This is a genomic window from Vreelandella gomseomensis (genome assembly GCF_031451645.1).
Taxonomy (GTDB): domain Bacteria; phylum Pseudomonadota; class Gammaproteobacteria; order Pseudomonadales; family Halomonadaceae; genus Vreelandella; species Vreelandella gomseomensis.
Window position 1 is genome coordinate 273,301 of record NZ_JARWAI010000003.1, and the last position, 26,185, is coordinate 299,485.

At 59.5% G+C, this 26,185-nt stretch carries 25 protein-coding genes; 4 read left to right on the plus strand and 21 right to left on the minus strand.

The features are described 5' to 3' along the window. Positions 1–3 precede the first annotated feature (3 nt). Together QC815_RS05365 and QC815_RS05370 are read right to left on the minus strand one after the other, a co-directional pair. Positions 4–447 carry a c-type cytochrome gene (locus tag QC815_RS05365; protein WP_230445443.1) on the minus strand — a complete coding sequence of 148 codons (444 nt, stop codon included), beginning with the start codon at positions 445–447 and terminating at the stop codon, positions 4–6. 165 nt (positions 448–612) lie between these two features. Beyond that, a complete protein-coding gene (locus tag QC815_RS05370; protein WP_309767359.1) occupies positions 613–1,536 on the minus strand; it encodes a GNAT family N-acetyltransferase in 924 nt (307 codons plus the stop codon). A gap of 135 nt (positions 1,537–1,671) precedes the next feature. Here QC815_RS05370 and QC815_RS05375 point away from each other — a divergent pair, with 135 nt between their 5' ends. From QC815_RS05375 to QC815_RS05385, 3 genes are all read left to right on the plus strand, one after another. Beyond that, a complete protein-coding gene (locus QC815_RS05375) occupies positions 1,672–2,349 on the plus strand; it encodes a response regulator transcription factor (protein ID WP_230445441.1) in 678 nt (225 codons plus the stop codon). Continuing rightward, positions 2,346–3,737, plus strand: a complete 1,392-nt coding sequence (locus tag QC815_RS05380) for an ATP-binding protein (RefSeq protein ID WP_309767361.1) — start codon at positions 2,346–2,348, stop codon at positions 3,735–3,737. The genes QC815_RS05375 and QC815_RS05380 overlap by 4 nt, the downstream gene beginning before the upstream one ends. A 119-nt stretch (positions 3,738–3,856) precedes the next feature. Further along, positions 3,857–4,456: a CBS domain-containing protein gene (locus QC815_RS05385; RefSeq protein WP_230445439.1), complete on the plus strand. Its 600-nt coding sequence runs from the start codon at positions 3,857–3,859 to the stop codon at positions 4,454–4,456. Positions 4,457–4,549: 93 nt separating this feature from the next. Here the strand turns inward: QC815_RS05385 and nhaD are convergent, their stop codons facing one another. From nhaD to QC815_RS05410, 5 genes are all read right to left on the minus strand, one after another. Beyond that, a complete protein-coding gene (nhaD, locus tag QC815_RS05390; protein ID WP_309767363.1) occupies positions 4,550–6,016 on the minus strand; it encodes a sodium:proton antiporter NhaD in 1,467 nt (488 codons plus the stop codon). 139 nt (positions 6,017–6,155) lie between these two features. Continuing rightward, a complete protein-coding gene (gene glmS, locus QC815_RS05395) occupies positions 6,156–7,985 on the minus strand; it encodes a glutamine--fructose-6-phosphate transaminase (isomerizing) (protein ID WP_309767365.1) in 1,830 nt (609 codons plus the stop codon). An 89-nt stretch (positions 7,986–8,074) separates the two neighbouring features. Continuing rightward, positions 8,075–9,445 (minus strand): bifunctional UDP-N-acetylglucosamine diphosphorylase/glucosamine-1-phosphate N-acetyltransferase GlmU, encoded by a 1,371-nt coding sequence (gene glmU, locus QC815_RS05400; RefSeq protein WP_309767367.1) that lies wholly within the window; start codon positions 9,443–9,445, stop codon positions 8,075–8,077. Position 9,446: 1 nt separating this feature from the next. Beyond that, on the minus strand, positions 9,447–10,565 hold the full coding sequence (locus tag QC815_RS05405; RefSeq protein WP_230445960.1) for an FAD:protein FMN transferase: 1,119 nt from the start codon (positions 10,563–10,565) through the stop codon (positions 9,447–9,449). A 15-nt stretch (positions 10,566–10,580) separates the two neighbouring features. Continuing rightward, a complete protein-coding gene (locus QC815_RS05410; RefSeq protein WP_230445435.1) occupies positions 10,581–11,381 on the minus strand; it encodes an undecaprenyl-diphosphate phosphatase in 801 nt (266 codons plus the stop codon). A gap of 187 nt (positions 11,382–11,568) precedes the next feature. Between QC815_RS05410 and QC815_RS05415 the strand changes: the two genes are divergently transcribed. Further along, a complete protein-coding gene (locus tag QC815_RS05415) occupies positions 11,569–12,762 on the plus strand; it encodes a cation diffusion facilitator family transporter (RefSeq protein ID WP_230445434.1) in 1,194 nt (397 codons plus the stop codon). A gap of 7 nt (positions 12,763–12,769) precedes the next feature. On the opposite strand, the gene mgtE is transcribed toward QC815_RS05415, so the two are convergent. The 14 genes from mgtE to mnmG form a co-directional block, all read right to left on the minus strand. After that, positions 12,770–14,152 carry a magnesium transporter gene (gene mgtE / locus QC815_RS05420; RefSeq protein WP_230445433.1) on the minus strand — a complete coding sequence of 461 codons (1,383 nt, stop codon included), beginning with the start codon at positions 14,150–14,152 and terminating at the stop codon, positions 12,770–12,772. A 133-nt stretch (positions 14,153–14,285) separates the two neighbouring features. Beyond that, positions 14,286–14,714, minus strand: coding sequence for a F0F1 ATP synthase subunit epsilon (locus tag QC815_RS05425; protein WP_027337313.1), 429 nt, complete (start codon positions 14,712–14,714; stop codon positions 14,286–14,288). A 24-nt stretch (positions 14,715–14,738) separates the two neighbouring features. After that, the gene (gene atpD, locus QC815_RS05430) at positions 14,739–16,118 is read right to left on the minus strand and encodes a F0F1 ATP synthase subunit beta (RefSeq protein ID WP_230445432.1); all 1,380 of its coding nucleotides are present in this window, start codon (positions 16,116–16,118) and stop codon (positions 14,739–14,741) included. Positions 16,119–16,191: 73 nt separating this feature from the next. Beyond that, positions 16,192–17,079, minus strand: coding sequence for a F0F1 ATP synthase subunit gamma (gene atpG, locus QC815_RS05435; RefSeq protein ID WP_230445431.1), 888 nt, complete (start codon positions 17,077–17,079; stop codon positions 16,192–16,194). Positions 17,080–17,147: 68 nt separating this feature from the next. Beyond that, positions 17,148–18,692, minus strand: a complete 1,545-nt coding sequence (atpA, locus tag QC815_RS05440; protein ID WP_230445430.1) for a F0F1 ATP synthase subunit alpha — start codon at positions 18,690–18,692, stop codon at positions 17,148–17,150. A gap of 16 nt (positions 18,693–18,708) precedes the next feature. After that, positions 18,709–19,245 carry a F0F1 ATP synthase subunit delta gene (locus QC815_RS05445; RefSeq protein ID WP_230445429.1) on the minus strand — a complete coding sequence of 179 codons (537 nt, stop codon included), beginning with the start codon at positions 19,243–19,245 and terminating at the stop codon, positions 18,709–18,711. Positions 19,246–19,256: 11 nt separating this feature from the next. Continuing rightward, entirely contained in the window at positions 19,257–19,727 is a 471-nt protein-coding gene (locus tag QC815_RS05450; RefSeq protein ID WP_230445428.1) for a F0F1 ATP synthase subunit B, read from the minus strand. Between the two features lie 77 nt (positions 19,728–19,804). Then, positions 19,805–20,032 (minus strand): F0F1 ATP synthase subunit C, encoded by a 228-nt coding sequence (gene atpE / locus QC815_RS05455; protein ID WP_027337319.1) that lies wholly within the window; start codon positions 20,030–20,032, stop codon positions 19,805–19,807. A 79-nt stretch (positions 20,033–20,111) separates the two neighbouring features. Next, the gene (gene atpB / locus QC815_RS05460) at positions 20,112–20,939 is read right to left on the minus strand and encodes a F0F1 ATP synthase subunit A (protein WP_230445427.1); all 828 of its coding nucleotides are present in this window, start codon (positions 20,937–20,939) and stop codon (positions 20,112–20,114) included. 16 nt (positions 20,940–20,955) lie between these two features. Beyond that, a complete protein-coding gene (locus QC815_RS05465) occupies positions 20,956–21,366 on the minus strand; it encodes an ATP synthase subunit I (RefSeq protein WP_230445426.1) in 411 nt (136 codons plus the stop codon). Between the two features lie 197 nt (positions 21,367–21,563). Then, positions 21,564–22,493 carry a ParB/RepB/Spo0J family partition protein gene (locus QC815_RS05470; protein ID WP_309767371.1) on the minus strand — a complete coding sequence of 310 codons (930 nt, stop codon included), beginning with the start codon at positions 22,491–22,493 and terminating at the stop codon, positions 21,564–21,566. 38 nt (positions 22,494–22,531) lie between these two features. Continuing rightward, positions 22,532–23,299, minus strand: coding sequence for a ParA family protein (locus QC815_RS05475; RefSeq protein WP_230445424.1), 768 nt, complete (start codon positions 23,297–23,299; stop codon positions 22,532–22,534). Then, positions 23,300–23,965, minus strand: coding sequence for a 16S rRNA (guanine(527)-N(7))-methyltransferase RsmG (rsmG, locus tag QC815_RS05480; protein WP_309767373.1), 666 nt, complete (start codon positions 23,963–23,965; stop codon positions 23,300–23,302). Further along, the gene (gene mnmG, locus QC815_RS05485; protein ID WP_230445422.1) at positions 23,962–25,866 is read right to left on the minus strand and encodes a tRNA uridine-5-carboxymethylaminomethyl(34) synthesis enzyme MnmG; all 1,905 of its coding nucleotides are present in this window, start codon (positions 25,864–25,866) and stop codon (positions 23,962–23,964) included. Before mnmG ends, rsmG begins: the two co-directional genes overlap by 4 nt. Positions 25,867–26,185 lie beyond the last annotated feature (319 nt).

Genomic DNA, 26,185 nt, shown 5'->3' on the forward strand with positions numbered 1-26,185 from the left:
AGCTTATTCCGCCTCGGCCACCATGTAGTCGACGACCGCTTCGATCTCGTCATCGGAGGCGCTGCTGCCACCCCGCGCCGGCATTGCGCCCTTGCCGTTGAACACGCTTTGATAGAGCGCCTCGTTACCCTGCGCCAGCCGCGCCGACCACGCTTGGGTATCGCCGAGCTTGGGCGCGCCTGCCGCCCCGCTGTCGTGGCACGCCGCACAGCCGGTGCTGGCATAAAGCGCGGCACCATCCGAGCCACCGCCACTGCTCTGGTCGTTTGCTCCAGCCTGCGCTTCGGCGGCCGCCGTGCCGCAATCCTGGCCTTGCAGGCAAACGCTCCCCACGGGCGCCAGCCGCTCGGCAATGGCCTCATCCGACGTATCGGCCAGCAAGCCCGGGCCACCCGTCATGGCGACCCCCAGCACGAAAAGCCCCCTCACACTCCATTTATTATTCACGCGCACCACCTCATCGTTATTATTGTCGGCGTTTGGGCGGCTGAAATACCCTGGGCTGCCGAGACGCCTCGTCAACGAATATTAGCAGTATAGTGGCAATTGAAAGGGCGACAAAACCAACCGCGCCTGGTGGGTCAACGAGATAACGACGCCTAGAGCACCCAGTCAACCGCGCCAGGCCAGCACCTGCTGCCGGGCATATTCGCTGAAACCCGCGCGGGAATAGAGATCAAAGGCCGGCGTATTGTCGTGATCCACCGACAGCAGCAGCTCTTCGGCGCCTGCCTGCTCGGCGAGTGCCAGGGCGTGGTTGATAATATGCTGGCCCAGCCCCTGACGACGCCATTCGGGCACCACGCCCATGAGCATCAGTTCCCAACGGTTGATCTCGTGACGCGGCGCCAGCAGCAACACGCCCACCGGCGTCGGCGAGTCATCCACCCATAACGCATACCAGTGCGCCGGGGCGAGAGCATCCTGCTGATAAAAGCCTGCCAGCAAATCCTCCACCGACAGGATCTCGCGCAACACGCAGCAGTCCAGCGATTCATGTTCCACCGCTGCCAACAGGTCATGCTGTTGCGCGGGCGTCAGCGCTTCCCAGGGCGCCCAGCGCAGTGAGGCCGCCGGTGCCTTGCCGGGAAGACGATTGTCTGTGGCGCTCTTCAAGCAGTGCAGCGATACAAGCGGCTTCATCCCGTGGGCCAGTAATTGCGCCCTGGTGCGGGTGGCGTCAGGGGATATCTCGACATGGCAGAGCGTGCGTCGCTGATCCATGACCCAGGCGCGCGCCGCCTCGATGAGCGCGTTGCGATGTTCGCCCTGAGCGTCGGGCAGCCACAGCTGCGCCATGTTCAGGGGCAGGGCTTGCACCCAGATGGCGCCCACAAGCCGCGTCCCTGCACGGCCGATCAAAAGCCCGTCCCATTGGGCATTCGGCTGATCTGTCATGGCGTTGATCGCAGCGCCAAGAGCTGTTTGCTGTGCCGGATCGTGGGCGGCCGCCAGCTGCAGTAGCGCTTCACGGCGCTGTTCCGGCGGACAGGAAATGACGTTCAAGGCGTCGGCGGCATGCTGGGGCGATTGCATCAAGGGCGGGCTCCGAATACTTAACAAAGCGTGCTACGTTACTATTCATACGTTTATCCTGACCGTCTACGTCTTGGCATGCCAGCCTTTTTCATTAAGCTGGCACGTCCTGGATCGGCAAGAGACCTCCGCGCCATGCGCATTTTATTGGTAGAAGACGACGCAAGTTTAGCCTCGGGTATTCACCTCGCCCTGAAGCCCGAGCACTACACGGTCGATCATATAAGCGATGGCGCCACCGCGTTGCATGCCTTGACCGAAGGCGAGCCGTTTGACGCGGTGATTCTCGATCTTGGCCTGCCCCATCTGGACGGTCGAGAAGTGTTGAAGGCGGTTCGACACCACGGCAGCCAGGTGCCCATTCTGGTGCTGACGGCCCGCGATGCGGTGGACGACCTGATCGCCGGGCTGGATGCCGGTGCCGATGACTACTTGACCAAGCCGTTTGAAGTGGCCGAGCTGAAAGCCCGCCTGCGTGCCCTGCTACGTCGCAGCCAGGGTCAGATCAGCAGCGTCCTGAGCGGCTGGGGCATACGTCTGGATCCGCACACGCTGAGCGTCAGCTACCAGGGCACAGACGTGGCGCTATCGCGCCGGGAGCTCACCCTGCTACAGGAGTTCATGAGCCATCCTGGCCGAGTGTTTACTCGCGGCACGCTGACCCGCCTGGTCTACGGCTGGGATGAGGATGTCGAAAGCAACGCCATCGAGGTACATATCCACCATTTACGCCGCAAGCTGTTTCCCGGCGTCATTCGCACGGTGCGCGGCATCGGCTACGTGATGGATAAACCGCCCAAGGATGTTATATGACGTCGATCCGCCGACGTACGCTGGGGCTTTCGCTGCTGGTATTCGGGATCAGCATGCTGGTGATCGGGTTTACCAGCTACCGCTACGCCACCCACGAAGTCGAAACGCTTTACGATTCAAGCCTTGCCCAAACCGCCCGGCTGCTGGAAGGCGTATTGCAAGCCCCGCTGCCCGAAGCGACACAGGAGGAACTGCTTAGTAACCTGGAACAGGCCCTTGGCAAGGTGGCGAGCGGCGAACAAACCACGACCGCACGCCGCAAGGATAGCCAACTGGGCTTTCAGCTGTGGCAGGGCAAGCGTCGCCTGCTGCACTCCGCCCATGCCCCTGACGTGGCGCTTGCCGATGACCCCACCGGCTTCACCAGCGACCTCATCGGCGATCACGAGTGGCGTCTGTATATCCATGACGTCCGCGATACGAACCGGCGCATCGTGATCAGCGAGCGGGAGGATGTTCGAGGCGATATTATCCGCGCGGTGGCACTGCGCACCCTGATGCCCGACCTGATTGGCCTGCCGTTTCTCGCCGTTCTGCTGTGGTGGTCAATCGGGTGGGGGCTGGCGCCCTTATCGCGCATGGCCGCGCAGATCCGCCATCGCGACCCGCAGAACCTGCAGCCCCTGTCGTTTGGTGCGCTCCCTCAGGAACTCGGCACTATCGCCGGCGCCCTCAACCGGCTGTTGGCGCGCATCCGCATGATGCGCGAGCGTGAGACGCGCTTTATTGCCGATGCCGCCCATGAACTGCGCACCCCCCTGGCGGTGCTCGATCTGCACGCCCAGAATGCTCTGGCTGCGGATAACCATGCGGATCGTGAAGAAGCCCTCCACCTCCTGCGCGGCGGCGTTGCCCGGGCGACACGTCTGGTCACCCAGCTGTTGACCCTGGCGCGCCTGGCACCTGATGACGCATTACGCGTCGAGTACCGGACGGCCAACCTGCTCGTCGAGGTTCGCGAGACCCTGGCCAAGCTGTCGCCGCTGGCCGCCGAGCGCGAACAGGAACTGCGGCTCGACGCCGACGAACAGGCGGATTGGTCAATCGAAGAAGAGCTCGGCGCCATGGACACCCTGATACAAAACCTGGTGGGCAATGCCATCCAGCACTCCCCACCCCGGAGTGCCATCCGCATTACCCTGGCAACGGTGCCGCCGGGATTTGTGGTGTGGGTGGACGACCAAGGCCCTGGTATCCCGCCGGATGAACGTCAAACTGCCGTTGAGCGCTTTCAGCGTGCAGGGCCCGGCGCCGGTTCTGGGCTTGGGCTTTCCATTGTCGAGAGGCTGGTTGCCCGTCACGGCGGCACCCTGCAGCTTGATGAGGCCCCCGGTGGCGGGTTGCGGATACGTATTGATCTGCCACGCCGCACAACAGAATCACCCTGAACCCTCTGTTTATCCGTTGGATGGATCTCTTAAGGTTGCCATAAGAATTGCGTGCAACTGTGGAAGTGCATGGTAAGCCAGCCATCAGGGTTTACCCTTTTCTCCACACGGAGGTTCCAATGAATCAAGCCACCTTTTCGCCCAAACCATTGATCCAACTCGGCTCAACACCGCTACTGGCGATGCCGGCGGCACGACGCCTCGCACCTACTAGCCCGGCCATGGCCGTACTGACCGACTTTTCGCAGGTGGTACCTCAATCGGTCGATGCCGATACGCCCATCGACGAAGCGCACCTCAAGATGCGCTATGGCGGCGTGAGACTGCTCTTCGTGATGGACACGGCGGCGCACTGCATCGGCATCGTTACCTCGAAAGAAGTGATTGGCACTCGGCGTATCAATATCGCCATGCAGCAGCGCAACCTGTCTCGCGAAGACATCACTGCGGAAATGGTCATGACGCCCTGGCACAAGCTCAGTGCCATGCCGATCGCCCAGCTGGCCTCGCTGACCATTGAGGATCTGGTGCTGTCGATGGAAGCGGTCACCGACCAGCACCTGTTGATCACCGAGCAGAACGATGACCACGAACTGAGAATCCGCGGCCTCGTCTCCGCCACCGATATCCAGAATGCGATCGGCAAGGAGATCAGCCCGGTGCCCAGAGCGAAAAGCTTTGCCGACATTTGCCAGGTCATTACCGGTCACGACCTGTAAGCCGTCGTCACTGATGGCTCCCTGACGTACAACGCCCTTTACCGAACAGTCGGTAAAGGGCGTTTCAGGTAGGAACGACGCTGCGATCCCGCGTTAGAACAATCCGGCGTTGATCAGCATATGGACGCCGATACTGGCGATATAGCCCAGCAGGATGACCGGTGCCCAGCGCAGGTGCCGTGCGAAGGTATAAATCCCCCTCGCCTGTCCCATCAGGGCGACGCCTGCCGCAGAGCCCATCGACAGCAGGCTGCCGCCGACGCCCGCCGTCAGGGTAATCAGCAACCAGTTACCCGTGGACATGTCGGGCGCCATCGAGAGCACCGCGAACATCACCGGGATGTTGTCGACCACCGCTGACATCAGCCCCAACACCACATTGGCCCACACCGGATTCCAGCTGCCGTACAGGGTTTCCGACAGCAGGCCGAGGTAGCCAATGAACCCCAGGCCACCCACGCACATGACTACCCCGTAGAAAAACAGCAGCGTATCCCACTCGGAACGGGCAATCCGGCTGAAGATATCGAACGGCACCACACTGCCCAGCTGCTCGAGCTTTTTCCAGTCACCGCGGCGCGAGTACCGCTCGCGCTTGCGCTCCAGGGAACGCGGCAGGCTGCGACGCAGATAGTAGCCAAAGAACTGCAGCAGTCCGAGACCGAACATCATGCCCATGGCCGGCGGTAAATGCAGCACCGAATGGCTGAGCACCGAAATCGCCACGGTGATCAGGAACAGCACGATAATCCGCCGCGCGCCGCGCTTGAGCCACACGTTTTCCGACAGCGATTCGGGTTTTCGATTGTGGATAAAGCAGCTCATGATCACGGCCGGCACCATGAAATTGACGATCGACGGCACCAGCAGCTTGAAGAAATCGGTGAAAGCGACCTGGCCTGCCTGCCATACCATCAGGGTGGTGATGTCGCCAAAGGGACTGAAGGCGCCGCCGGCATTGGAGGCCACGACCACGTTGATACAGCATAGGCTTATAAATCGGTCGTCCCCCTCGGCCACTTTCAATACCACGGCACACATCAGCATGGCCGTGGTCATGTTGTTGGCGATGGCCGAGATACCAAACGCCAGCACGCCGGTGATCCAGAACAGGCTCCGGTAGCTGAAGCCCTTGCGCACCAGCCAGGCGCGCAAGGCATCAAATACCCGTCGCTCTTCCATGGCGTTGATATAGGTCATCGCCACCAGCAGGAACAGCAACAGCTCGGTGTACTCAAGCAGCGTCTCGCGAAACGCCATTTCTGCTTCGTCGGGCAAGCCGGCTTGAACATACACCCAGGCGACCAGCGCCCAGATCAAGCCGGCCGCAACCAGAACGGGCTTCGACTTGCGCATGTGCAACAGCTCTTCGGCCATGACCAGCGCATAAGCCAGAACAAAAATGAGAACGGAGAGAATGCCGGCCAAGGAACGGGTCAGGTCGAGCGACCCGGCAGCGGCAAAAGAAAGGGAAGGAACGGCAAGACAGCAAAACGCGAACAGCAAAACCATCACTTGGCGTTGCGAGCGCCCGGCGATGGCGTTATCGGGTGGTTTCATGGCGGATAAATCCCAGCGGTGGAACGAAGGAAGGATAAACCGCCATAATGATAAGCCGCCTAACAGAATGTGGCAATGCAACATTATCGTTCACTGCTGGCCACCGCCGGCGGGTACCCCACGGTGGCCATGAGGCCGTCTACTCGACTGTGACGCTTTTCGCCAGGTTGCGCGGCTGATCCACATCGGTGCCTTTCAACACCGCCACGTGGTAGCTCAGCAGCTGTAGCGGCAAGGTATACAGCAGCGGCGTAAGGGCTTCGTGGATATGCGGCAGGTGTAGCACCCGAATATCGTCGCGCTCTTCAATCCCCACCTGCTCGTCGGCAAACACGAAGAGCTGCCCGCCGCGCGCGCGCACTTCCTGAAGGTTGGACTTGAGTTTTTCCAGCAGCTCATCGTTAGGCGCCACGGAAATCACCGGCATGTTGGCATCCACCAGCGCCAGCGGGCCGTGCTTCAGCTCACCGGCGGGATAGGCTTCCGCATGGATATAGGAGATTTCCTTGAGCTTGAGCGCCCCTTCAAGGGCGACCGGAAAGTGAGCACCACGCCCCAGGAACAGCGCATGCTGTTTTTCGGCAAACGCCTCCGACAGTACTTCGATCGCCGGATCCAGTGCCAGCACCTGCTGGCAAAGGGCTGGTAGTGCCTTGAGCGCCGCGACGATCTCCGCGTGCTGATGATGGCCGCCCTGAACGCGGCTGATCGCCAGGGTCAGCAGCATCAGTCCAATCAGTTGGGTGGTAAAGGCCTTGGTCGACGCCACACCGATTTCGGGCCCCGCTCGGGTCATCAGGGTAATGTCCGATTCGCGCACCAGCGAACTGCCGGGCACGTTGCAGACCGCCAGCGTGCCGATGTAACCCAGCTGCTTGGCATAACGAAGCGCCGCCAGGGTATCGGCGGTTTCACCGGATTGGGAAAGCGTCACGAAGAGCGTGCCTTCAGGCACTATGGGATAGCGGTAACGGTACTCGGAGGCAACCTCTACCTGCACCGGTATGCCTGCGTAGCGCTCCAGCCAATAGCGTGCCACCAACCCGGCGTGATAGCTCGTGCCACAGGCGATGATGTGAATTTGCTTGACCGTCTGGAAAATATTCTGGGCATCGGGGCCAAAGCTTTCCACCAGCACATGGTCATCGCTCAGGCGACCTTCCAGCGCGGCACGGATCACCTCGGGCTGCTCGAAGATTTCCTTGAGCATGAAGTGACGGTAGTCGCCTTTATTCACGGCCCCATCGCCGTGTTCAAACGTCTGAACCGGCCGTTCGACGTCATTGCCCCGGCCATCGACGATTCGGATCGCGCCCTTGTCGCGCAGCTCGACCAGATCGCCTTCTTCCAGATAGATGAACCGATCGGTTACCTGGAGAAGCGCCAACGGGTCTGACGCCAGAAAGGCTTCATCAATGCCCACGCCCACCACCAGCGGGCTACCCTGGCGAGCGCCGACCACCACCCCCGGCGCTTTGGCACTCATGACACCCAATGCGTAAGCGCCGCCCAGACCATTCACGATCTGCCGGGTCGCCTCCAATAGGCTAAGACCGCTATCCAGCTTATCAGCCAGCAAGTGAGCAATAACTTCGGTATCGGTTTCCGAGCTAAATGGATAGCCGCTGGCTTGCAGTTGGTCTTTGATTGTCTCGTAGTTTTCGATAATGCCGTTATGCACAACGGCGACGTCCTCACCGCTGTGATGCGGATGAGCATTGGCCTCCGAGGGCCGTCCATGGGTCGCCCAGCGGGTGTGGGCGATACCCGATGTGCCGGGCAGTGCCGACGCCTCGAGCTTGCCGGCCAGCGCGGCGACCTTACCGACGGCTCGGTGGCGCGTCAGGCCCTGGCCATCAAAGACCGTCATGCCGGCGGAGTCGTAGCCACGGTATTCGAGGCGTTTCAGTCCTTCCAGCAGGATCTCTTGGACGTTGCGCAGGGCAACGGCGGCCACAATGCCACACATAACAGCTCTCCTGAGTTACTCATCCATGCGCGCAAACGGTAAACCGGCTGCAGTGGAATATGAATACGTCCTTTTAATGATTCTTAGCACTAGGGGGCTATACGTCCACGCGGACGTTGCCAATCACGTCTCTCTAATTGACGCCCTCGGGATACCGCCAGGGCATGATCGCTGACGTCTTTAGCAATAGTGGAACCAGCCCCTACCGTGGCACCTTCTCCGATCGTCACCGGGGCTACCAGAGCGGTATTGGAGCCGATAAACGCATGATCCCCCACGGTGGTATGATGCTTGTTTGCGCCGTCGTAGTTACAGGTGATCGTGCCCGCACCGACATTGACGCCACGGCCAAGGCTTGCATCACCCACGTAACTCAAATGATTGATCTTGCTACCTTCACCCACGTCGACATTTTTCGTCTCGACAAAGTTGCCAACTTTCGCCTTCACCGCTAACCGGGTGCCGGGGCGCAAACGCGCGAAGGGACCGATCTGGTTGAGCCCGGCAGCCACGGTGGTGTCCACCACGCTATGGGCGTCCACGATGCTTTCCGCACCGATGGTGCTGTTTTTAATCACGCAGTAGGGGCCAATGTGAACCCCCTCACCCAGTTCCACTTCACCCTCAAACACGCAGCCCACATCGATAAAGACGTCGTGCCCACAGGTGAGTTTACCGCGTACATCCAGCCGCGCGGGATCCGCCAACGCCACGCCCTCCTGCATGAGCTTTTCGGCGGTCTGACACTGGTAAGCTCGCTCCAGGCGGGCCATTTGCGCACGATCGTTGACCCCTTCCACCTCGATGACGGTTGAAGGCTGCACAGTGCTTACCTTGACCCCATCGCTTGCAGCCATGGCGATCACGTCGGTGAGATAATACTCACCCTGGGCATTGTCTGAGGAAAGCCGCGGCATCCAGCGTTTCAGCTGCTCGCTGGTCATCGCCATCATCCCGGTGTTGCACTCGGTGATCGCCCGTTGCTCATCGCTCGCATCTTTCTGTTCGACAATCGCTTCGGCCTCGCCTGCCGCATTCCGGACAATGCGGCCGTAGCCTGTGGGGTCTTGCATGGTCACCGTCAATAGCCCCATGTGCTGATCGTCTACTTCAGCCAACAAGGTCACAAGCGAATCGCGATGAATCAACGGCACGTCCCCATAAAGCACCAGCACCTTGCCATTGCCCAGCTGTGGTAGCGCCTGGGCGACCGCATGGCCGGTGCCTTTTTGCTCGGCCTGAACCGCAAACTGTACGGGGTAATCGATCAGCGACTGGCGCAACTGCTCAGCCCCGTGGCCGATAACCACATGGATACGTGTCGGGCATAGCCCGGTGGCAGTATCCAGCACGTGGTGAACCATCGGCTTGCCGGCCAGCGGATGCAGCACCTTGGGCGTCTGTGAACGCATTCGCGTGCCTTTACCGGCCGCCAGAATGACAATATCGAGTTCCTGCATGTTAATCACCTGTCGCGGTTTCGCGTTCGTCCGTGCGGGCAACCGCAATTTCTATTCCCAAGGAATCGACGAGCTCATCGCCAAAATAGCGGGCAAAGGCGGGACTGGCCACGCTTCGCCATTGGTCACCATCGCGCACCAGCATCAGGACATTCAGGTCATGTTCGCGGGCCATGGCCATGCCTTCCTCATCGCCTGCCACGTCCAGCGCCGTGGCCCAGCCGTCAGCCCAGGCATTGGAGGGATGAAAGACCGACACGGAGGCCAGATCGTGGGTAATCGGCCGACCGGTACGCGGATCGATGGTATGCGAGTAGCGCTGGCCGCCAGCTTCAAAGTAATGCCGATAATCCCCCGACGTCGCCACCGAGATCGACTCAAGAGGCAGTACATGCTGGGCGCGTTGCAGGCCGTTTTCGGGGACTTCGATACCGACGCGCCAGGCGGTCTGCTCGTCCACGTCACGGTAGCCTTGGGTAATCAAGTCCCCGCCCAGGTTGACCAGGTAATTCTCGATCCCCTGCTGATCCAGATACGCCGCCACGCGGTCGGTAGCATGGCCCTTGGCAATGGCCGAGAGGTCAACAAACACATCCCGTGTGCGCCGCGCCTCAAGTGCTTGCAGATCAAGGTCGATAGCATCATGGCCCACCCGCGCCAGGCGTTCGTTAAGTTCCTGATCCGAGGGCACTTCTTCGGGCCGCGCCTCAGGGCCAAAACTCCACAGGTTGACCAGGTCACCAACGGTGATGTCAAAGGCGCCGTTACTTGCCTCGGCAATCGACTGGCTGATCGCCAATACGTCGATGAGGCCATCGGACAACGGCTGCCACTCGCCCAACGGGGCCTGATTGAAAGCCATCAGCTCCGCGTCGTCACGGTATGTCGACATGGACTGATCCACGCTTTCCAGTTCCGTCTTGATCCCCGCTTCGAGCTCGTTGACCTGCCCCTGGGTCAGCCTGTCGACCATGGTCACCTGGTAGAAGGTGCCGAAGATATTACCTTCCAGTTTGACCGGTGATTCCAGCGGCCGATCCGTTTCCGAACAGCCTGCCAGCATGACCAGCAGCACCATGAGCAGCACGCCATCGTGCCGCCAAGTACGCTTTTCTCGCATCATCGTGACCCCACCCTAACCATGAAAGAACCATAGCAGCCAAATGCCAAAAAGCACGCGATATAGCACGAAGGGCTGCATCCCCATCCGCTTGATCAGCGCCAGAAAAAAGTGAATACAGGCGTAGGCGCTCACCCCGGAGAGCAGTGCGCCGGCCACCATTGCCCACGCGTCGACAGGATTGGGCTGGCCGATGAGTTCCAGCGCCTCCAGACCGCCGGCCAGCACAATCACCGGTATCGAGAGCAGGAAGGAAAAGCGCGCCGCACCCTCGCGACTCATTCCCAGCATCAGCGCTGCGGTCATGGTGACCCCGGAGCGCGACGTGCCGGGAATCAGCGCCAGCGCCTGGGCCCCGCCAATCAACAGCGCGTCGTTAAGTGTGAGTTGGTACTCGCTGCGCGTGCCGCGCTTGCGCCAGTCGGCATAGCCAAGCCACAGACCAAAGACGATCAGGCTCACGCCAATGATCAGCGGAGAACGCATGTAGTCCGCCACCACGTCGCGCAGAAGGAACCCCACGATGCAGACCGGCAGCGTGGCAATGACCACCCAGCCGGCCAGGCGCGCATCGTGATCGACCCGTTGCCCTTTTACCGCCGCCATGCAGCTTGTCATCATCTGCCACAGTTCGCGGCGAAAATAGATCACCACGGCCATCAGGCTCCCCAGATGCAGCGCCACGTCGAACGCCAGCCCCTGATCCTGCCACTCGGTGAGTACCGGCACCAGGATCAAATGGGCGGAGCTGGACACCGGCAGAAATTCGGAGACCCCCTGAACCAGGGCGAGTACCACAATCTGAAGCCAATCCATGGGGGATCCTCATTGATACCTTGATTGAGGGAGTGAATGGCGCCTAAGGATACACATCCCTGCGAAGCTTGTCCGCCATTGGCATGGCGGCCCGAGACGATCGATAAAGCGAAGGACTATAGGGCACGCGGGTGAGTGCGCTACAATGTCGGCCTATTAGCCAATGTGCGTTCCTTCAAGGTACCTCATGACTCAGAGCGTCGACTCCTCGATAAGCCAGGATCCGCAGTTGCAAAGCCGCGAGGCCAAGCGCGTTACGTACATCGGCGCCTGGCTGGATGGGCTGCTGGGCATCGTGAAATTCCTCGTCGGCTTCTGGGTAGGCTCAGCGGCGCTGGTCGCCGATGCGGTTCATTCATTTTCTGACCTGATCACCGACGGCTTTGTGCTGGCGGCGATTCACTACGGCCGCCAGGCACCCGATGAAGACCATCATTACGGCCACGGCCGCATCGAAACCCTTACCACGCTATTACTGGGGAGCGTGCTGATCTTTGTCGCCGGGGGTATCGCCTGGTCGAGCCTGGATCGGCTGTTCAGCGGTACGCATGTCTCCGCCCCGGGGCTTGTCGCCATCGTCATCACCATTGTCGCGCTGTTCGCCAAGGAATGGATCTACCGCTATACCATGCGCATCGCCAAGCGCTACGGCTCTAAACTGCTCGAGGCCAACGCCTGGCATTCACGCAGCGATGCACTGTCCACTGCCGTCGTGCTGATCGCGCTGCTAGGCGCCCAGTTCGGCCTGGGGTGGCTTGACGCCGTGGCCGCCATCATCGTCGGGCTGCTGGTCGGCAAGGTGGGCTGGGACCTGCTTTGGGAATCGGCTCGTGAGCTGGTGGATACCGCCCTGCCCGAAGATGCCCAGCAACAGATGCACGATGTTGCCTGTGGGGTGCCCGGCGTGGATAGCGTGCACGACCTGCGTACCCGCCAGTCCGCCGGCTGGGTGATGGTCGACCTGCACATTGTGGTCGGCCCCAAGATTACCGTATCCGAAGCCCACGAGATCGGTAACGAGGTCAGCCGCCGGCTGCGCCATCAGTTCCCGGCGTTGACCGACGTGATCTTCCATATCGACCCCGAGGACGACGCCGGTGAGGGTGACCCAAGCCGCCTGCCCGGCCTGCCACTTCGCCCGGAAGTCGAGGCAGCGCTGGACGCGCGCTGGTACAAACATCCGGTATGGCGCACGCTCAGCGAGCTGCAGCTGCATTATCTGAACGATAAAATATCGGTGTCGCTGATCATTGGCGATGCCGTCCATCAGCCCCCCCAATGCCTGGCCAGCCAGTTGAAAGCGCTGGCCAGTGATATCGAGTGGCTGGGCAATGTGGAAGTGTTGTTCATTACCCGCGCCGCCAGCTACAGCATGCGCTAGGCGTCTGTCAAAGCGGGCTGAGAATGGCGGTCGCAATGCTGAAGTAAATCAGTACCCCCGAGGCATCAATCAGCGTCGTCACCAGCGGCGCCGATGCCGTGGCCGGATCCACCTTGAAGCGCTCCAGCACGAACGGCAGACACATGCCAATGAGGCTGCCGAACAATACGATGGTCACCATGCTCAGCGCGACGATAACGGCCACCGCCTCGCCGCCGCGAATCACTCCGATGGGCGCCACGGCAATGGCCATGGTAATCCCGAGCGAGCCGGCCACCAGCAGTTCGCGGCCCAGCATCTTTCCCCAGTCCTTCACGCCAACGTCACCGGTCGCCATCCCGCGCACCATCAGGGTCGCCGCCTGGGCGCCGGCATTCCCGCCGCTGCCGATCAGTAGCGGCAGAAAGAACACCAGCGCCACCTGGGCGGCGATGGTGTCTTCAAAGTAGGCAATCCCCGCGCCGGAAAACAGGTTGGCAAACACCAGCAACACCAGCCAGAACACCCGCTTGCGGTACAGCGACCATAGCGGCACCCGGCTGACCCCGTCCTCCAACTGGCCGATGGACATCCCCTTGTGGATATCTTCTGTCGCTTCCGACTCGGCAACGTCCATGGCGTCGTCGTGGGTCACAATACCCACCATGCGCTCATCGGCATCGATTACCGGCACCGCCAGCAGGTCATAGCGGGCCACGATTCTGGCCACGTCTTCCTGCGCTTTATCCACCGGTGTACTGATCACGTCCTTGATCATGATGTCGTCGACCAGCGCGCCTGGCCGCGCGACCATCAGTTGACGCAACGACATAGTGCCTATCAGTTGGCCGTCGCTGTCCAGCACATAGAGCTGATAGACGGTCTCCGCGTCGGGGGCAGTCTGGCGCACGCGCATCATGGCCTGGGAAACCGTCATGCCGCTGGCAATGGCCACGTAGTCCGAGGTCATGATGGCCCCGGCGGTACCCTCTTCGTAGCTGGCCAACCGTTTGAGGTCTTCGCGTTCCTGGTGCGCCATGCGCCGGAGCAATGCCTCACGGCGGTCTTCGTCGAGCAGGTTAAACAGGTCGGCCCGTTCGTCCGAACCCATTTCCTCCAGCAGCTTCAGGACATGGGTATCCGAAAGTCCACCGACCACTTCCAACTGACTTTCGCCGGGCAGATAGCCCAGCACGTTGGCGGCACGCTCGGTCGACAGGCTATCGAGTAACGCCAGTGCGTCGCTCAACGCTTCATCGTCCTCGATGAGTTGTTCAAGCACCTCACCAATATCCGCCGAGCGAATTTCGGACAGGCGTTCTGACAGCATTGTCTTGTCGGGCGCTTCCTTTCTCAGCTCGTCAACAAGCTCCGTCTTCAATGCTTGCAAGGTTTCATCATTCAATGACATGGCATTTCCCCTTTACCCTGACGAGCGCTCCGCCGCCGATATTCCCATACGCCATACTACCAGACAAAAAAAAACGCCCCTTGAACCTGGCGACAGGATCAAGGGGCGTCGTCGTAATCGCCAGACGGGGCGGTTAGCCTTTCCCCGCCTTCTTGCGCAGCTGCTGGATCGTGCGCAGCTGGGCAACGGCTTCGGCAAGTTCCGCGGCAGCCCGGGTATAGTCGAGCTCGGACGACTTGTCGTTAAACGCTTTCAGCGCTTGCTGACGCGCTTCTTCGGCAGCCGCCTCGTTGAGGTCGCTGGCCCGCGAGGCGGCGTCAGCCAAAACGGTCACAATGTTGGGTTGGACTTCCATGAAGCCCCCCGTGACGAAGAAGTGTTCTTCTTCGCCGCCATCGTGAATCACCCGTACCGGTCCAGGCTTGAGTTCCGTCAACAGCGGGGCGTGTCCGGGTAAAATCCCCAGATCGCCCGTGATGCCAGACGCAACCACCATCTCGACCGTTCCCGAGTAGATGGACGCTTCAGCGCTGACGATATTGCAAGTGAAGCTATTCGCCATAGCGAATCCCCCTAATGGACGGGATTACTTCTTCATCTGGTTGGCTTTTTCGACCGCTTCGTCGATCGAGCCGACCATGTAGAAGGCCTGTTCCGGCATATCATCGTACTCACCCTCGAGGATGCCCTGGAAGCCACGGATAGTGTCTTTCAGCGACACGTATTTACCCGGGGCACCGGTGAATACCTCGGCCACGAAGAACGGCTGCGACAGGAAGCGCTGGATTTTACGCGCGCGGGCAACGGCCAGCTTGTCTTCGTCAGACAGCTCGTCCATCCCCAGGATCGCGATGATATCCTTGAGCTCCTTGTAACGCTGCAGCACGCCCTGAACGCCACGCGCCACGTTATAGTGCTCGTCACCGACGACCAGCGGATCCAACTGACGCGAGGTGGAGTCCAGCGGGTCGATCGCCGGATAGATACCCAGCTCGGCGATGGAGCGTGCCAGTACGACGGTGGCATCCAGGTGCGAGAAGGTGGTCGCCGGCGACGGATCGGTCAAGTCATCCGCAGGGACGTAAACGGCCTGTACGGAGGTGATCGAGCCGGTCTTGGTGGAAGTGATACGTTCCTGCAGAACCCCCATCTCCTCGGCAAGCGTCGGCTGATAACCCACCGCTGACGGCATACGACCCAGCAGGGCCGATACTTCGGTACCGGCCAGGGTGTAGCGGTAGATGTTATCGACAAACAGCAGAACGTCGCGGCCTTCGTCACGGAATTTTTCCGCAATGGTCAGGCCGGTCAACGCCACGCGCAGGCGGTTGCCCGGCGGCTCGTTCATCTGACCGTAGACCAGCGATACCTTGTCGATAACGTTGGATTCGGTCATTTCGTGATAGAAGTCGTTACCCTCACGTGTACGCTCACCGACACCGGCGAATACCGAGTAGCCGCTGTGTTCGGTGGCGATGTTGCGGATAAGCTCCATCATGTTGACGGTTTTACCGACACCGGCACCGCCGAACAGGCCAACCTTGCCGCCCTTGGCAAACGGGCACACCAGGTCGATAACCTTGATGCCGGTTTCCAGCAGCTCTTCAGAGGCTGCCTGGTCGGCATAGCCGGGGGCCTTGCGGTGAATTGGCATGCGCTCGTCTTCGCCGATCTCGCCCGCTTCATCGATGGGCTCGCCGAGCACGTTCATGATACGGCCCAGCGTGGCTTTACCCACGGGGACCGAAATTGCAGCACCTGTGCTGGTCACGTCCATGCCACGCTTCAGGCCCTCGGTGGAGCCCATGGCGATGGTGCGCACCACGCCGTCGCCCAGCTGCTGCTGGACTTCGAGGATGGTCTCTACATCAGAGACCTTCAGCGCGTCGTAGACCTTGGGCACAGAGTCCCGCGGAAACTCTACGTCAATCACCGCGCCGATGATTTGTACGATACGTCCGCTCATCTTGGTTCCTCTCAAAAACCTGCAAATGAAACCTGTCTGCCGGGAGCCTTCATCAATCGAGGCTCCCTAGGCGTTATACGGCAGCAGCGCCGCCGACGATCTCGGAAATTTCCTGGGTAATGGCGGCCTGGCGGGCCTTGTTGTAGACCATTTCCAGATCGTCAATCAGATTGCCTGCGTTATCGGTAGCGCTCTTCATGGCGATCATCCGGGCTGCCTGCTCGCAGGCCCCATTTTCCACGACCGCCTGATACACCTGCGATTCAATGAAACGAATCAACAGGCTATCCAACAACGCCTTGGCATCCGGCTCATACAGGTAGTCCCAGCTTCCGGGACGGGCGTTTTCGTCGTCCTGCTCTGCGTCTTCGCCAATATCCGACGTCAGCGGAAGAAGCTGACGTACCACCGGCTGTTGGGTCATGGTGTTGATAAACTCGTTATGCACCACGTACAGACGGTCAATACGGCCTTCATCGTACGCTTCGAGCATGACCTTGATGCTGCCAATCAGACCCTCGACCGTCGGCGACTCACCCAATCCGCTCTTGGCGGCCACCAGGTTGCCGCCATAGTTGCGGAAAAAGCCGCTGGCCTTTGAGCCCAGGGCGCAGAAGTCAAGCCCAGCGCCTTCCTGATGCCAGGCCTTGGCGTCTTTTACCACGGCCTTGAACAGGTTGTGGTTCAAACCGCCGCACAAACCACGGTCAGTGGATACCACAATGTAACCGACCCGCTTCACCTCGCTCCGCTCGAGCATATAGTCGTGGCGGTATTCAGGGTTGGCATCGGCCAAGTGGCTGACCACGTTGCGGATCTGCTTGGCGTAAGGCTGGCTAGCCTTCATCAGCTCTTGCGCTTTACGCATTTTCGATGCAGCCACCATTTCCATGGCGCTGGTGATCTTCTGCGTATTTTTAATGCTCCCGATCTGGGTGCGTATCTCTTTTGCAGCTGCCATAGCGATCTACCTTTCGTTCGTGGCTCTCAGAAAGCATGCAAGCCCGCCTGACAAGACGGGCTGGGGCATTACCAGCTCTGAGTCGCCTTGAACTTCTCGAGACCTGACTTCAAGCCGTCCTTGATCTCGTCGTTGTAGTCGCCGGTCTGGTTGATCTTGTCGAGCAAATCGCCGTGCTCGGACTTCATGTAATCGTGCAGGGCACGTTCGAAGTCCAGCACTTTATTCACGTCAACATCATCCAGGTGCCCTTCGTTGGCGGCGTACAGCGTAAGCGCCATCTCGGCGACCGACATCGGCGAGTACTGGTTCTGCTTCATCAGCTCGGTGACACGTTGACCGTGCTCGAGCTGCTTGCGCGTGGCTTCATCAAGGTCAGAAGCAAACTGCGAGAACGCCGCCAGTTCGCGGTACTGAGCCAGGGCCAGACGGACGCTGCCGCCGAGCTTCTTGATGATCTTGGTCTGTGCCGAGCCACCCACACGGGAAACCGACAGACCGGCGTTGATCGCCGGACGGATACCTGAGTTGAACAGGTTGGTTTCCAGGAAGATCTGACCGTCGGTGATTGAGATCACGTTGGTCGGAACGAACGCCGATACGTCACCACCCTGGGTTTCGATGATCGGCAGCGCGGTCAAGGAACCGGTCTTGCCTGTCACTTCGCCGCCGGTAAACTTCTCGACGTAGTCGACGTTCACGCGGGCGGCCCGTTCGAGCAGACGCGAGTGGAGATAGAAGACGTCACCCGGATAGGCTTCACGACCCGGCGGACGACGCAGCAGCAGCGATACCTGGCGGTAGGCCACAGCCTGCTTGGAAAGATCATCATAGACGATCAGCGCGTCTTCACCGCGGTCGCGGAAGTATTCGCCCATGGTGCAGCCGGAATACGCGGCCAGGAACTGCATCGGCGCCGGGTCGGCAGCGCCGGCCGCGACGATGATGGTGTGCTCCATGGCGCCGTGCTCTTCGAGCTTGCGTACCACGTTGGCGATGGTCGACTGCTTCTGACCGATCGCCACATACACACAGGTCACGCCCTTGCCTTTTTGGTTGATGATGGCATCAATGGCAATGGCGGATTTACCGATCTGACGGTCACCGATGATCAGCTCACGCTGACCACGGCCGATCGGCACCATGGAGTCGATGGACTTCAGGCCGGTTTGAATCGGCTCATCGACCGACTGGCGGGTGATAACACCCGGGGCGACCTTTTCCACCGCATCGGTCATCTTGGCGTTGATATCGCCCTTGCCGTCGATGGGATTACCCAGCGCATCGACCACGCGGCCAATCAACTCGGGGCCTACCGGCACTTCGAGGATGCGACCGGTACACTTGGCGGTCATGCCCTCTTCAAGTTTCAGGTAGTCACCCAGCACCACGGCACCCACGGAGTCACGCTCCAGGTTGAGTACCATGCCAAAGATGCTGTTGGGGAATTCGATCATTTCACCAAACATCGCGTCTTCGAGGCCGTGAACTTTCACGATACCGTCGGAAACGCTGACGATGGTGCCCTCGTTACGGGCTTCGGATGCGACGTCAAGCTTTTCGATTCGCTGCTTGATGATGTCGCTGATCTCGGAAGGATTCAGTTGCTGCATGCCATGTCCCTCAGACTCAAGCGGTTAGCGCGTCAGTTAGGCGGTTCAGTCGACCACGTACCGATCCGTCGATGACGGTATCGCCGGCACGCAGGATAACGCCGCCAATCAGCGTTTTATCCACCTGAGTGGTAATGGAGATTTCGCGATTCAGACGTTTCTTGAGCGCGTTCTTTAGCTTGGTCTTCTGCTTGCTATCAAGCTTGTAGGCCGATGTCACCAGCACCTCAACCCGCTGTTCATGTTCGGCGCGCAGGCGCTCGAACTGATCAGACATTGAGGGCAGGGCATGGAGTCGACCTTCGTCTGCCAGCGTATCCAAGAACCGGCGCAGGGCACTGTCGCCATCTTCGGGCAACATGCCCGCCAGCAACTCGGCCTTCTGCTCAGCCGCTAGTTTCGGACTGCTCAACAGACGATGCACGTCACTGTGGGTAACGGCTTGGCTCAATAGGTCAAGCGCTTTCGACCAGCTATCCAGCGCCTCATGATCACGCGCGTATTCAAACGCCGCCTTAGCGTAAGGACGAGCGACGGTCAGTAATTCCGCCATAGATCACCTCCTTACAGTTCGGCAGCAAGCTCATCGAGTAACTTGCGATGGGCTTGTTCATCGACCGACGCTTCCAAGACACGCTCGGCACCGATGATGGCAAGGTGCGAGACCTGGGAACGAAGATCCTCTTTAGCGCGATTCACTTCCTGCTCGATCTCGGAACGGGCGCTTGCCACCAGGCGCTCGCCTTCGGCGCGGGCCTGCTCGCGGGCTTCCTCAACGATCTGGGCAGAGCGCTTATTGGCCTGCTCGAGGATCTGGGATGCCTGTTCTTTACTTTCACGCAGCGTCTGCTCGGCTTGTTCTTGAGCGACCTCAAGGTCGCGCGAAGCACGGCTAGCGGCGTCCAGGCCATCAGCAATCTTTTTCTGACGCTCATGAAGCGCGTTGCTGATCGGCGGCCACACATACTTTATGCAAAACCAGACAAAGATCGCGAAGGCGATCGTCTGTCCGATTAGCGTCATGTTGATATTCACAGGGATGTACCTCTGACAAGTTCGTGGCGACCGGAGTGAAACAGAACCGAGCGGGATACCGCTCGGTCAAGCTGTCATTAACCGGCAACAACGAAGATCAGGTACATCGCGATACCAACACCGATCATCGGTACCGCATCCAGCAGACCCGCCATCAGGAAGGTTTTGGTTTGCAGCTGATCGCTCATTTCCGGCTGACGTGCAGTGGACTCGATCAGCTTGCCACCCAGGATGGCAAAGCCGATGCCGGTACCCAGGGCACCCAGGCCAATCATAATCGAAGCGGCAACGTAGATAAGTTCCATGGTATTGCTCCTAGTTTCTCAAGGTTAAGGTCAAGGTTGAGGGTTGAGGTTAAGGGTTAACGTGCAAGCATTGCTCTAGTCAGTGATGTTCGTGGGCCGAGCTCAAGTAGACCACGGACAGCACGGTAAAGATGAAAGCCTGAAGGGTAACGATCAGGATATGGAAGATGGCCCACGGCACATCCAGCAGCCAGATGGCCCAGAAGGGCAGCATGGCGATCAGGATGAAAATCACTTCCCCGGCAAACATGTTACCGAACAGACGCATTGCCAGGCTGAACGGCTTGACCAGCAACGCAATGATTTCCAGCAGCAGATTGAAAGGGATCAGCGCCCAATGGTTGAACGGCGTCAGCGACAATTCTTTGGCAAAGCCGCCTACGCCTTTCATTTTGATGCTGTAATAGAGAATCAGGCAGAACACGCCTAACGCCATGCCGAGGGTGGCATTGGGGTCGGTGGTCGGCACGATTTTCATGTAATCAACGCCCAGGCGAGCAAACAGCTCCGGGAAGTAATCCACCGGAATGATCTTGAGCGTGTTCATCAACAAAATCCACACGAACAGCGTCAAGGCAAGCGGCGCAATAAGCGGGTTGCGGCCATGGAAAGCGCCCTGAACCATACTTTCGACGAACTCGAACACCATTTCGACGGCGTTTTGCAGGTTGCCCGGAACCCCGGTGGTCGCTATTTTCCCGGCTTTGCGGAAAAGCCAGATGAACAGCAGCCCCATGGCAATGGACCAGCCCATGGTGTCCAAGTGAACCGCCCAGAAGCCCATTTCACGTGCTTCTTCAGCAGAACTGGCCAGCGACCAGCCATTCTCTGGATGGTTACCAAAGGTCAGATTCTGCAAGTGGTGCTGGATATAGTAAGTCGGCGAGACTTCGTTTCCTGCGGCCATAGACTTGTCACCTCGATCAGTTGCGCAATTCTCTAGGCATCAGCCAGGGGGCCAGCCAATGCGTTAGAACAACTGCGACATAAGCACTAAAAAAGAAAGTGGGGTTTGAGGGAGGTACTGTGCTCAGCACTATGGCAAACAATGCCACCGTCAAACCAAACTTCCCTGCTTCGGCACGAAACAACCTGAGCGCATTGCGCGATGCCGACGCACGTTGCTGGAAGATCGCCATCCGATATACAAAAAACGCCTGGGGGAGAAACGCCACCAGTGCCCCCAACGCTACCGATCCCGCGCTGCCCTTGTCGACTGCCGCCCATGCCAGCAGCGAACCGACCAATGCCACCAGCAGCTGGGCGATGGTCAACCGAATGACATAGGCCTGTCGTCGTAAGGTTTCCAATCGCTGCATGACATTCAGGCCCATTGAAATACGTTCACAGGCATGAACATCCTTGGGCAGCCTGCACAAATCTTGCGCGATTATAGGGAAGGGCTACCACACCTTCAACCGACGTTGCGCGTATTTCACGCGTTCGGGCAGTTTCCTGCGACCAAAGGGGAAGAAATCGTCGTTTTTTGTCGCTTTATTAATAAGCCTGCTAGTGATAAATACAAAGCCTGCTATTTAATATGCCCCAGGATACCATCCAGTTCTTCGAGGCTGGTGTAGCGAATCGTGACTTTTCCCTTGCCTCGCTGGCCATGATCAATGGACACCGGCGCACCGAGCAGTTCCCCCAGTTGGGTTTCCAGTCGCGCCACATCTGCGCTTTTGGTTTGGCGTTTCGATGACGGTGGCGCTATCGGCTGGCTTTGCATTTTTTTTACCAGCGCCTCAGTGGCACGCACGGTGAGATCGTTATTGACGACTTCATGTGCGACCTGACGCTGCTGGGCGCTGTTCAACGTCAGCAGGGCACGCGCATGCCCCATATCCAGGTCGCCGCGTTCAAGCAGCGTCTGAACCTCGCTATCCAGCGCCAGCAGGCGTAGCAGGTTGGCGACCTGGGTGCGCGACTTGCCCACCGCATCGGCCATCTGCTGCTGTGTCAGCTCGAACTCGTCGCCTAACCGTTTCAGCGCCAGCGCTTCTTCAATGGCATTGAGGTTTTCACGCTGAATGTTCTCGATCAGCGCCAGGGCGAGGGCGACTTCATCGCTGACATCGCGGATGACTGCGGGGATAACGTCCAGTTCGGCCAGCTGTGCGGCACGCCAGCGGCGTTCACCGGCCACGATCTCGTAGCGATCCTGGCCGATCGGGCGCACGACGATGGGCTGCATGACCCCTTGGGCACGAATCGAATCGGCCAGCTCTTCGAGCGCTTCGGGCTGAATATCCCGGCGTGGCTGATATTTACCCCGCGTAAGCTGGCCAAGCGGTAGACGTTCGAGGCGTTCCTCGCTCTGTGCAGGTGCCACTTCTGGGGTGCTCGCGCTTTCGACCGGCGTCGGAGACGCGCCCGTGGCAACGTCCAGGCTATCGCGGCGGCGGGCACCGGCACCAATCAGAGCATCCAGTCCACGTCCTAGCGCAGGTTTACGCGTCATGGGCATTCCCTCGTGATAAATAGGTCCGTCGTCGCTGATTATAGCGCGAGTCGTCGAATGAGTTCTTTTGCCAACACGCGGTAAGCTTGGCTACCGCGGGAAAAACGCGCGTACTGAGTGACCGGCAGGCCATGGCTGGGTGCTTCGGCCACCTTGACGTTACGCGGAATCGTGGTTTTCAACAGAGCATCGCCAAAATAGTCGCGCAGCTGCTTGTCGACTTCACGGGTCAGGCTCGTCCGTTTGTCGTACATGGTGCGCAGAATACCGGACACCGCCAGATCGGGATTGATACTTTGCTTGATTTGCTCAACCGTATCGAGCAGCGCTGACAGTCCTTCCAGCGCGTAGAATTCACACTGTAGCGGGATCAACACCCCGTGGGCGGCCGTCAGCGCATTGACGGTCAACATGTTGAGCGATGGTGGGCAGTCGATCAGCACCACGTCGTACTCGGCAAAGACACTGGTGAGCGCGGCGCTCAAGCCGCTTTCACGCTGATCGGCGTGCATCAACTCCACTTCCGCTGCGGTCAAGTCGCCGTTGCTCGGCAGTACGTCGTAGTTGACCGGTAATTGCCGGACGATGGTATCGGCGGCAGAGGCTTCCCCCAGAAGAACGTCGAGCACGCTTTTATCCAAGCTGTGCTTGTCGATACCACTGCCCATGCTGGCGTGGCCTTGCGGATCAAGATCCACCAGCAGTACCCGACGATCGAGTCCGGCGAGGCTCGCTGCCAGGTTCACGGCTGAAGTGGTCTTGCCCACGCCGCCTTTCTGGTTGGTCAGGGCAATGATCTGGCTCACTTACTCAACTCCTTGTGGGGTCAGGATCAACAGCTGTCGCTCGGCCGTCTCAAAGGGGACATTCAGCGTGTGACGGGCGCAAAGCTGAATACCGTCCGGCAGATCAAGCAATTCGTCATTGGCACCCGGGCCTTTCATCGCCAGCCACTGTCCCTGGGCGGCGGGCAGCTTGCGGGTCAGCGTAACAAAGTCCACCAGGCTTGCGAATGCGCGTGAAATCACCTGATCAAAGGCGCTTTCGGTAAACGCTTCTACACGGGCTTGAACCGGGGTGACGTTCGCTAACCCAAGCTCCATCACCGCCTGGCGTTGAAAGCGGACTTTCTTGCCGTTGCTGTCCAGCAGCGTCACGGCCAGTTCCGGCTTGAGGATCGCCAGAACGAGCCCTGGCAGCCCTGGCCCGGCCCCGACGTCGAGCAGCGTTACCCCCTTGATGAAGGGTAATACCGCGGCACTGTCGAGTACGTGGCGTGACACCATGTCGTTGACGTCGCGTACCGCTGTGAGGTTATAAGCCCGGTTCCACTTGTGCAACAGCGCCAGCAGGCCGAGCAGCTGATCCTGCTGCTCGGCGGTGACCGAGGTGCCCAAGGCATCAAGTCCTTGCGTCAGGCGCGGAGCCACTTGCCCAGGCAAGCTGTTCAACAGCGTCATCAAGTGACTCATCCGGTGGCGACCGCTGAGGTTGACACCAGACGGCGCTTCTTGAGATGAACCAGCAGGATCGACACGGCGGCGGGGGTAACCCCTGAAATTCGCGCGGCGTGGGCAAGGGTTTCTGGCCGCGCCTCGCTCAATTTCTGACGGATTTCGTGGGACAGGCCTTCCACCTGCTGGTAATCCAGGTCAGCGGGCAGCGGCATGGCTTCATGGCGCTTAAGCTTATCAATCTCATCCTGCTGCCGATCGATGTAGCCTTGATACTTGGCCTGGATCTGGACCTGTTCGGCCACTGCTTCGTCGGTAACCGGCGAGCCTTCCACCCCGGGAAGCGTCGTCAAGGCGGCATAATTCAACTCTGGCCGCTTGAGCAGGTCGCTCAACCGATACTCGCGGTTCAGCGGTTGGCCCGTGTACTCGGCAACGCTTGTCGCCGCTGCACTTTTCGGCTGAATCCAGATACTGGCGAGGCGGGCTGATTCGGTTTCGATGGCCTCACGTTTCTTGCTGAATGCCGACCAGCGTTCATCGTCCACCAATCCCAGCTCACGGCCCTTTTCAGTCAGCCGCAGGTCGGCATTGTCTTCGCGCAGCAACAGACGATATTCCGCACGTGACGTGAACATGCGGTAGGGCTCCTTGGTGCCCATGGTGATCAAGTCATCCACAAGCACGCCAAGATAGGCTTCATCGCGGCGAGGATGCCAGGCGTCGAGCTGCCTGGCGCGGCGCGCGGCATTCAACCCGGCGAGCAGCCCCTGGGCGCCGGCTTCTTCGTAACCGGTAGTGCCGTTGATCTGGCCGGCAAAAAACAGGTTGTGGATAAATTTGGTTTCCAGCGAGTGCTGCAGATCCCGCGGATCGAAAAAGTCATATTCGATCGCGTAGCCGGGCCGGGTGATATGCGCGTTTTCCAGGCCCTTTATCGAGCGCACGACCTGCAACTGGATATCGAACGGCAGCGACGTTGAAATGCCATTCGGGTACAGCTCGTTGGTGTCCAAGCCTTCGGGCTCGACGAATATCTGGTGGCTCGCTTTATCGGCAAAGCGATGCACCTTGTCTTCGATGGATGGGCAATAACGCGGCCCGATGCCTTCGATGACGCCTGAGTACATCGGCGAACGCTCAAGGTTCGCCATGATGATCTCGTGGGTATGCGGGTTGGTCTGCGCGATATGGCAGCTCATCTGCCGGGGATGCATATCCCGCGAGCCCAGATAAGACATCACCGGCGTGGGGGTATCACCGGGCTGCTCCTCCATTTGCGAGAAGTCCACCGTCTTGGCATCGATGCGCGGTGGCGTACCGGTTTTAAGCCGGTCAACCCGAAACGGTAATGCACGCAGTCGCTCTGCCAGGGCATTCGAAGGCGCATCGCCGGCCCGGCCACCGCGGCTTTGATCGAGGCCGATATGAATGATCCCGCCGAGGAAGGTGCCTGTCGAGAGAACGACCGTCTCGCTATGAAACCGGATGCCGGTTTCCGTGACCACGCCGCGTACGGTGTTGTTGTCCACCATCAGGTCGCCGGCGGCCTGCTGGAAAATCGTCAGGTTGGGCTGGTGTTCCAGCATGCCACGGATAGCCGCTTTGTAACGAACTCGGTCGGCCTGGGCACGAGTGGCGCGTACCGCCGGCCCCTTGCGGGCGTTCAACACACGAAACTGAATACCGCCCATGTCGGTGGCGAGCCCCATGGCACCGCCCAGGGCATCAATTTCCTTGACGAGATGGCTCTTGCCAATCCCGCCAATCGCCGGATTACACGACATTTGACCGAGGGTTTCGATGTTATGGGTCAGCAGCAGGGTTTGACAGCCCATGCGAGCAGAGGCCAGTGCGGCTTCGGTTCCCGCATGGCCACCGCCGATGACAATCACGTCAAAGCGGTCGGGGTAATTCAAGAGACACCTCGTCTTGTGCCCTGAGGCACGGATGAGTTGAGCCGGTGCACAGGCACCTTAATTCACTAGGTCGGCAAGTATAAACCCCCTGTGGGTAACCGTCAGGTTTTTCCACACCCCGATTTGTTCCTTGGCCTCTATTAATAACAACATAAATATAAAATAAGAGAAGTTCTGTTAATGCTGTAATTACTGGTGTGGACAAAATCTGTTGATAAGTCTATAAAGCACATATTTATCAGAAAATTGCATTGTTGATCTTTACGTGATTAAACGGCGTACTAGCTGCGTAGAAACGGTGCTGGGCCTGTGGATGAAA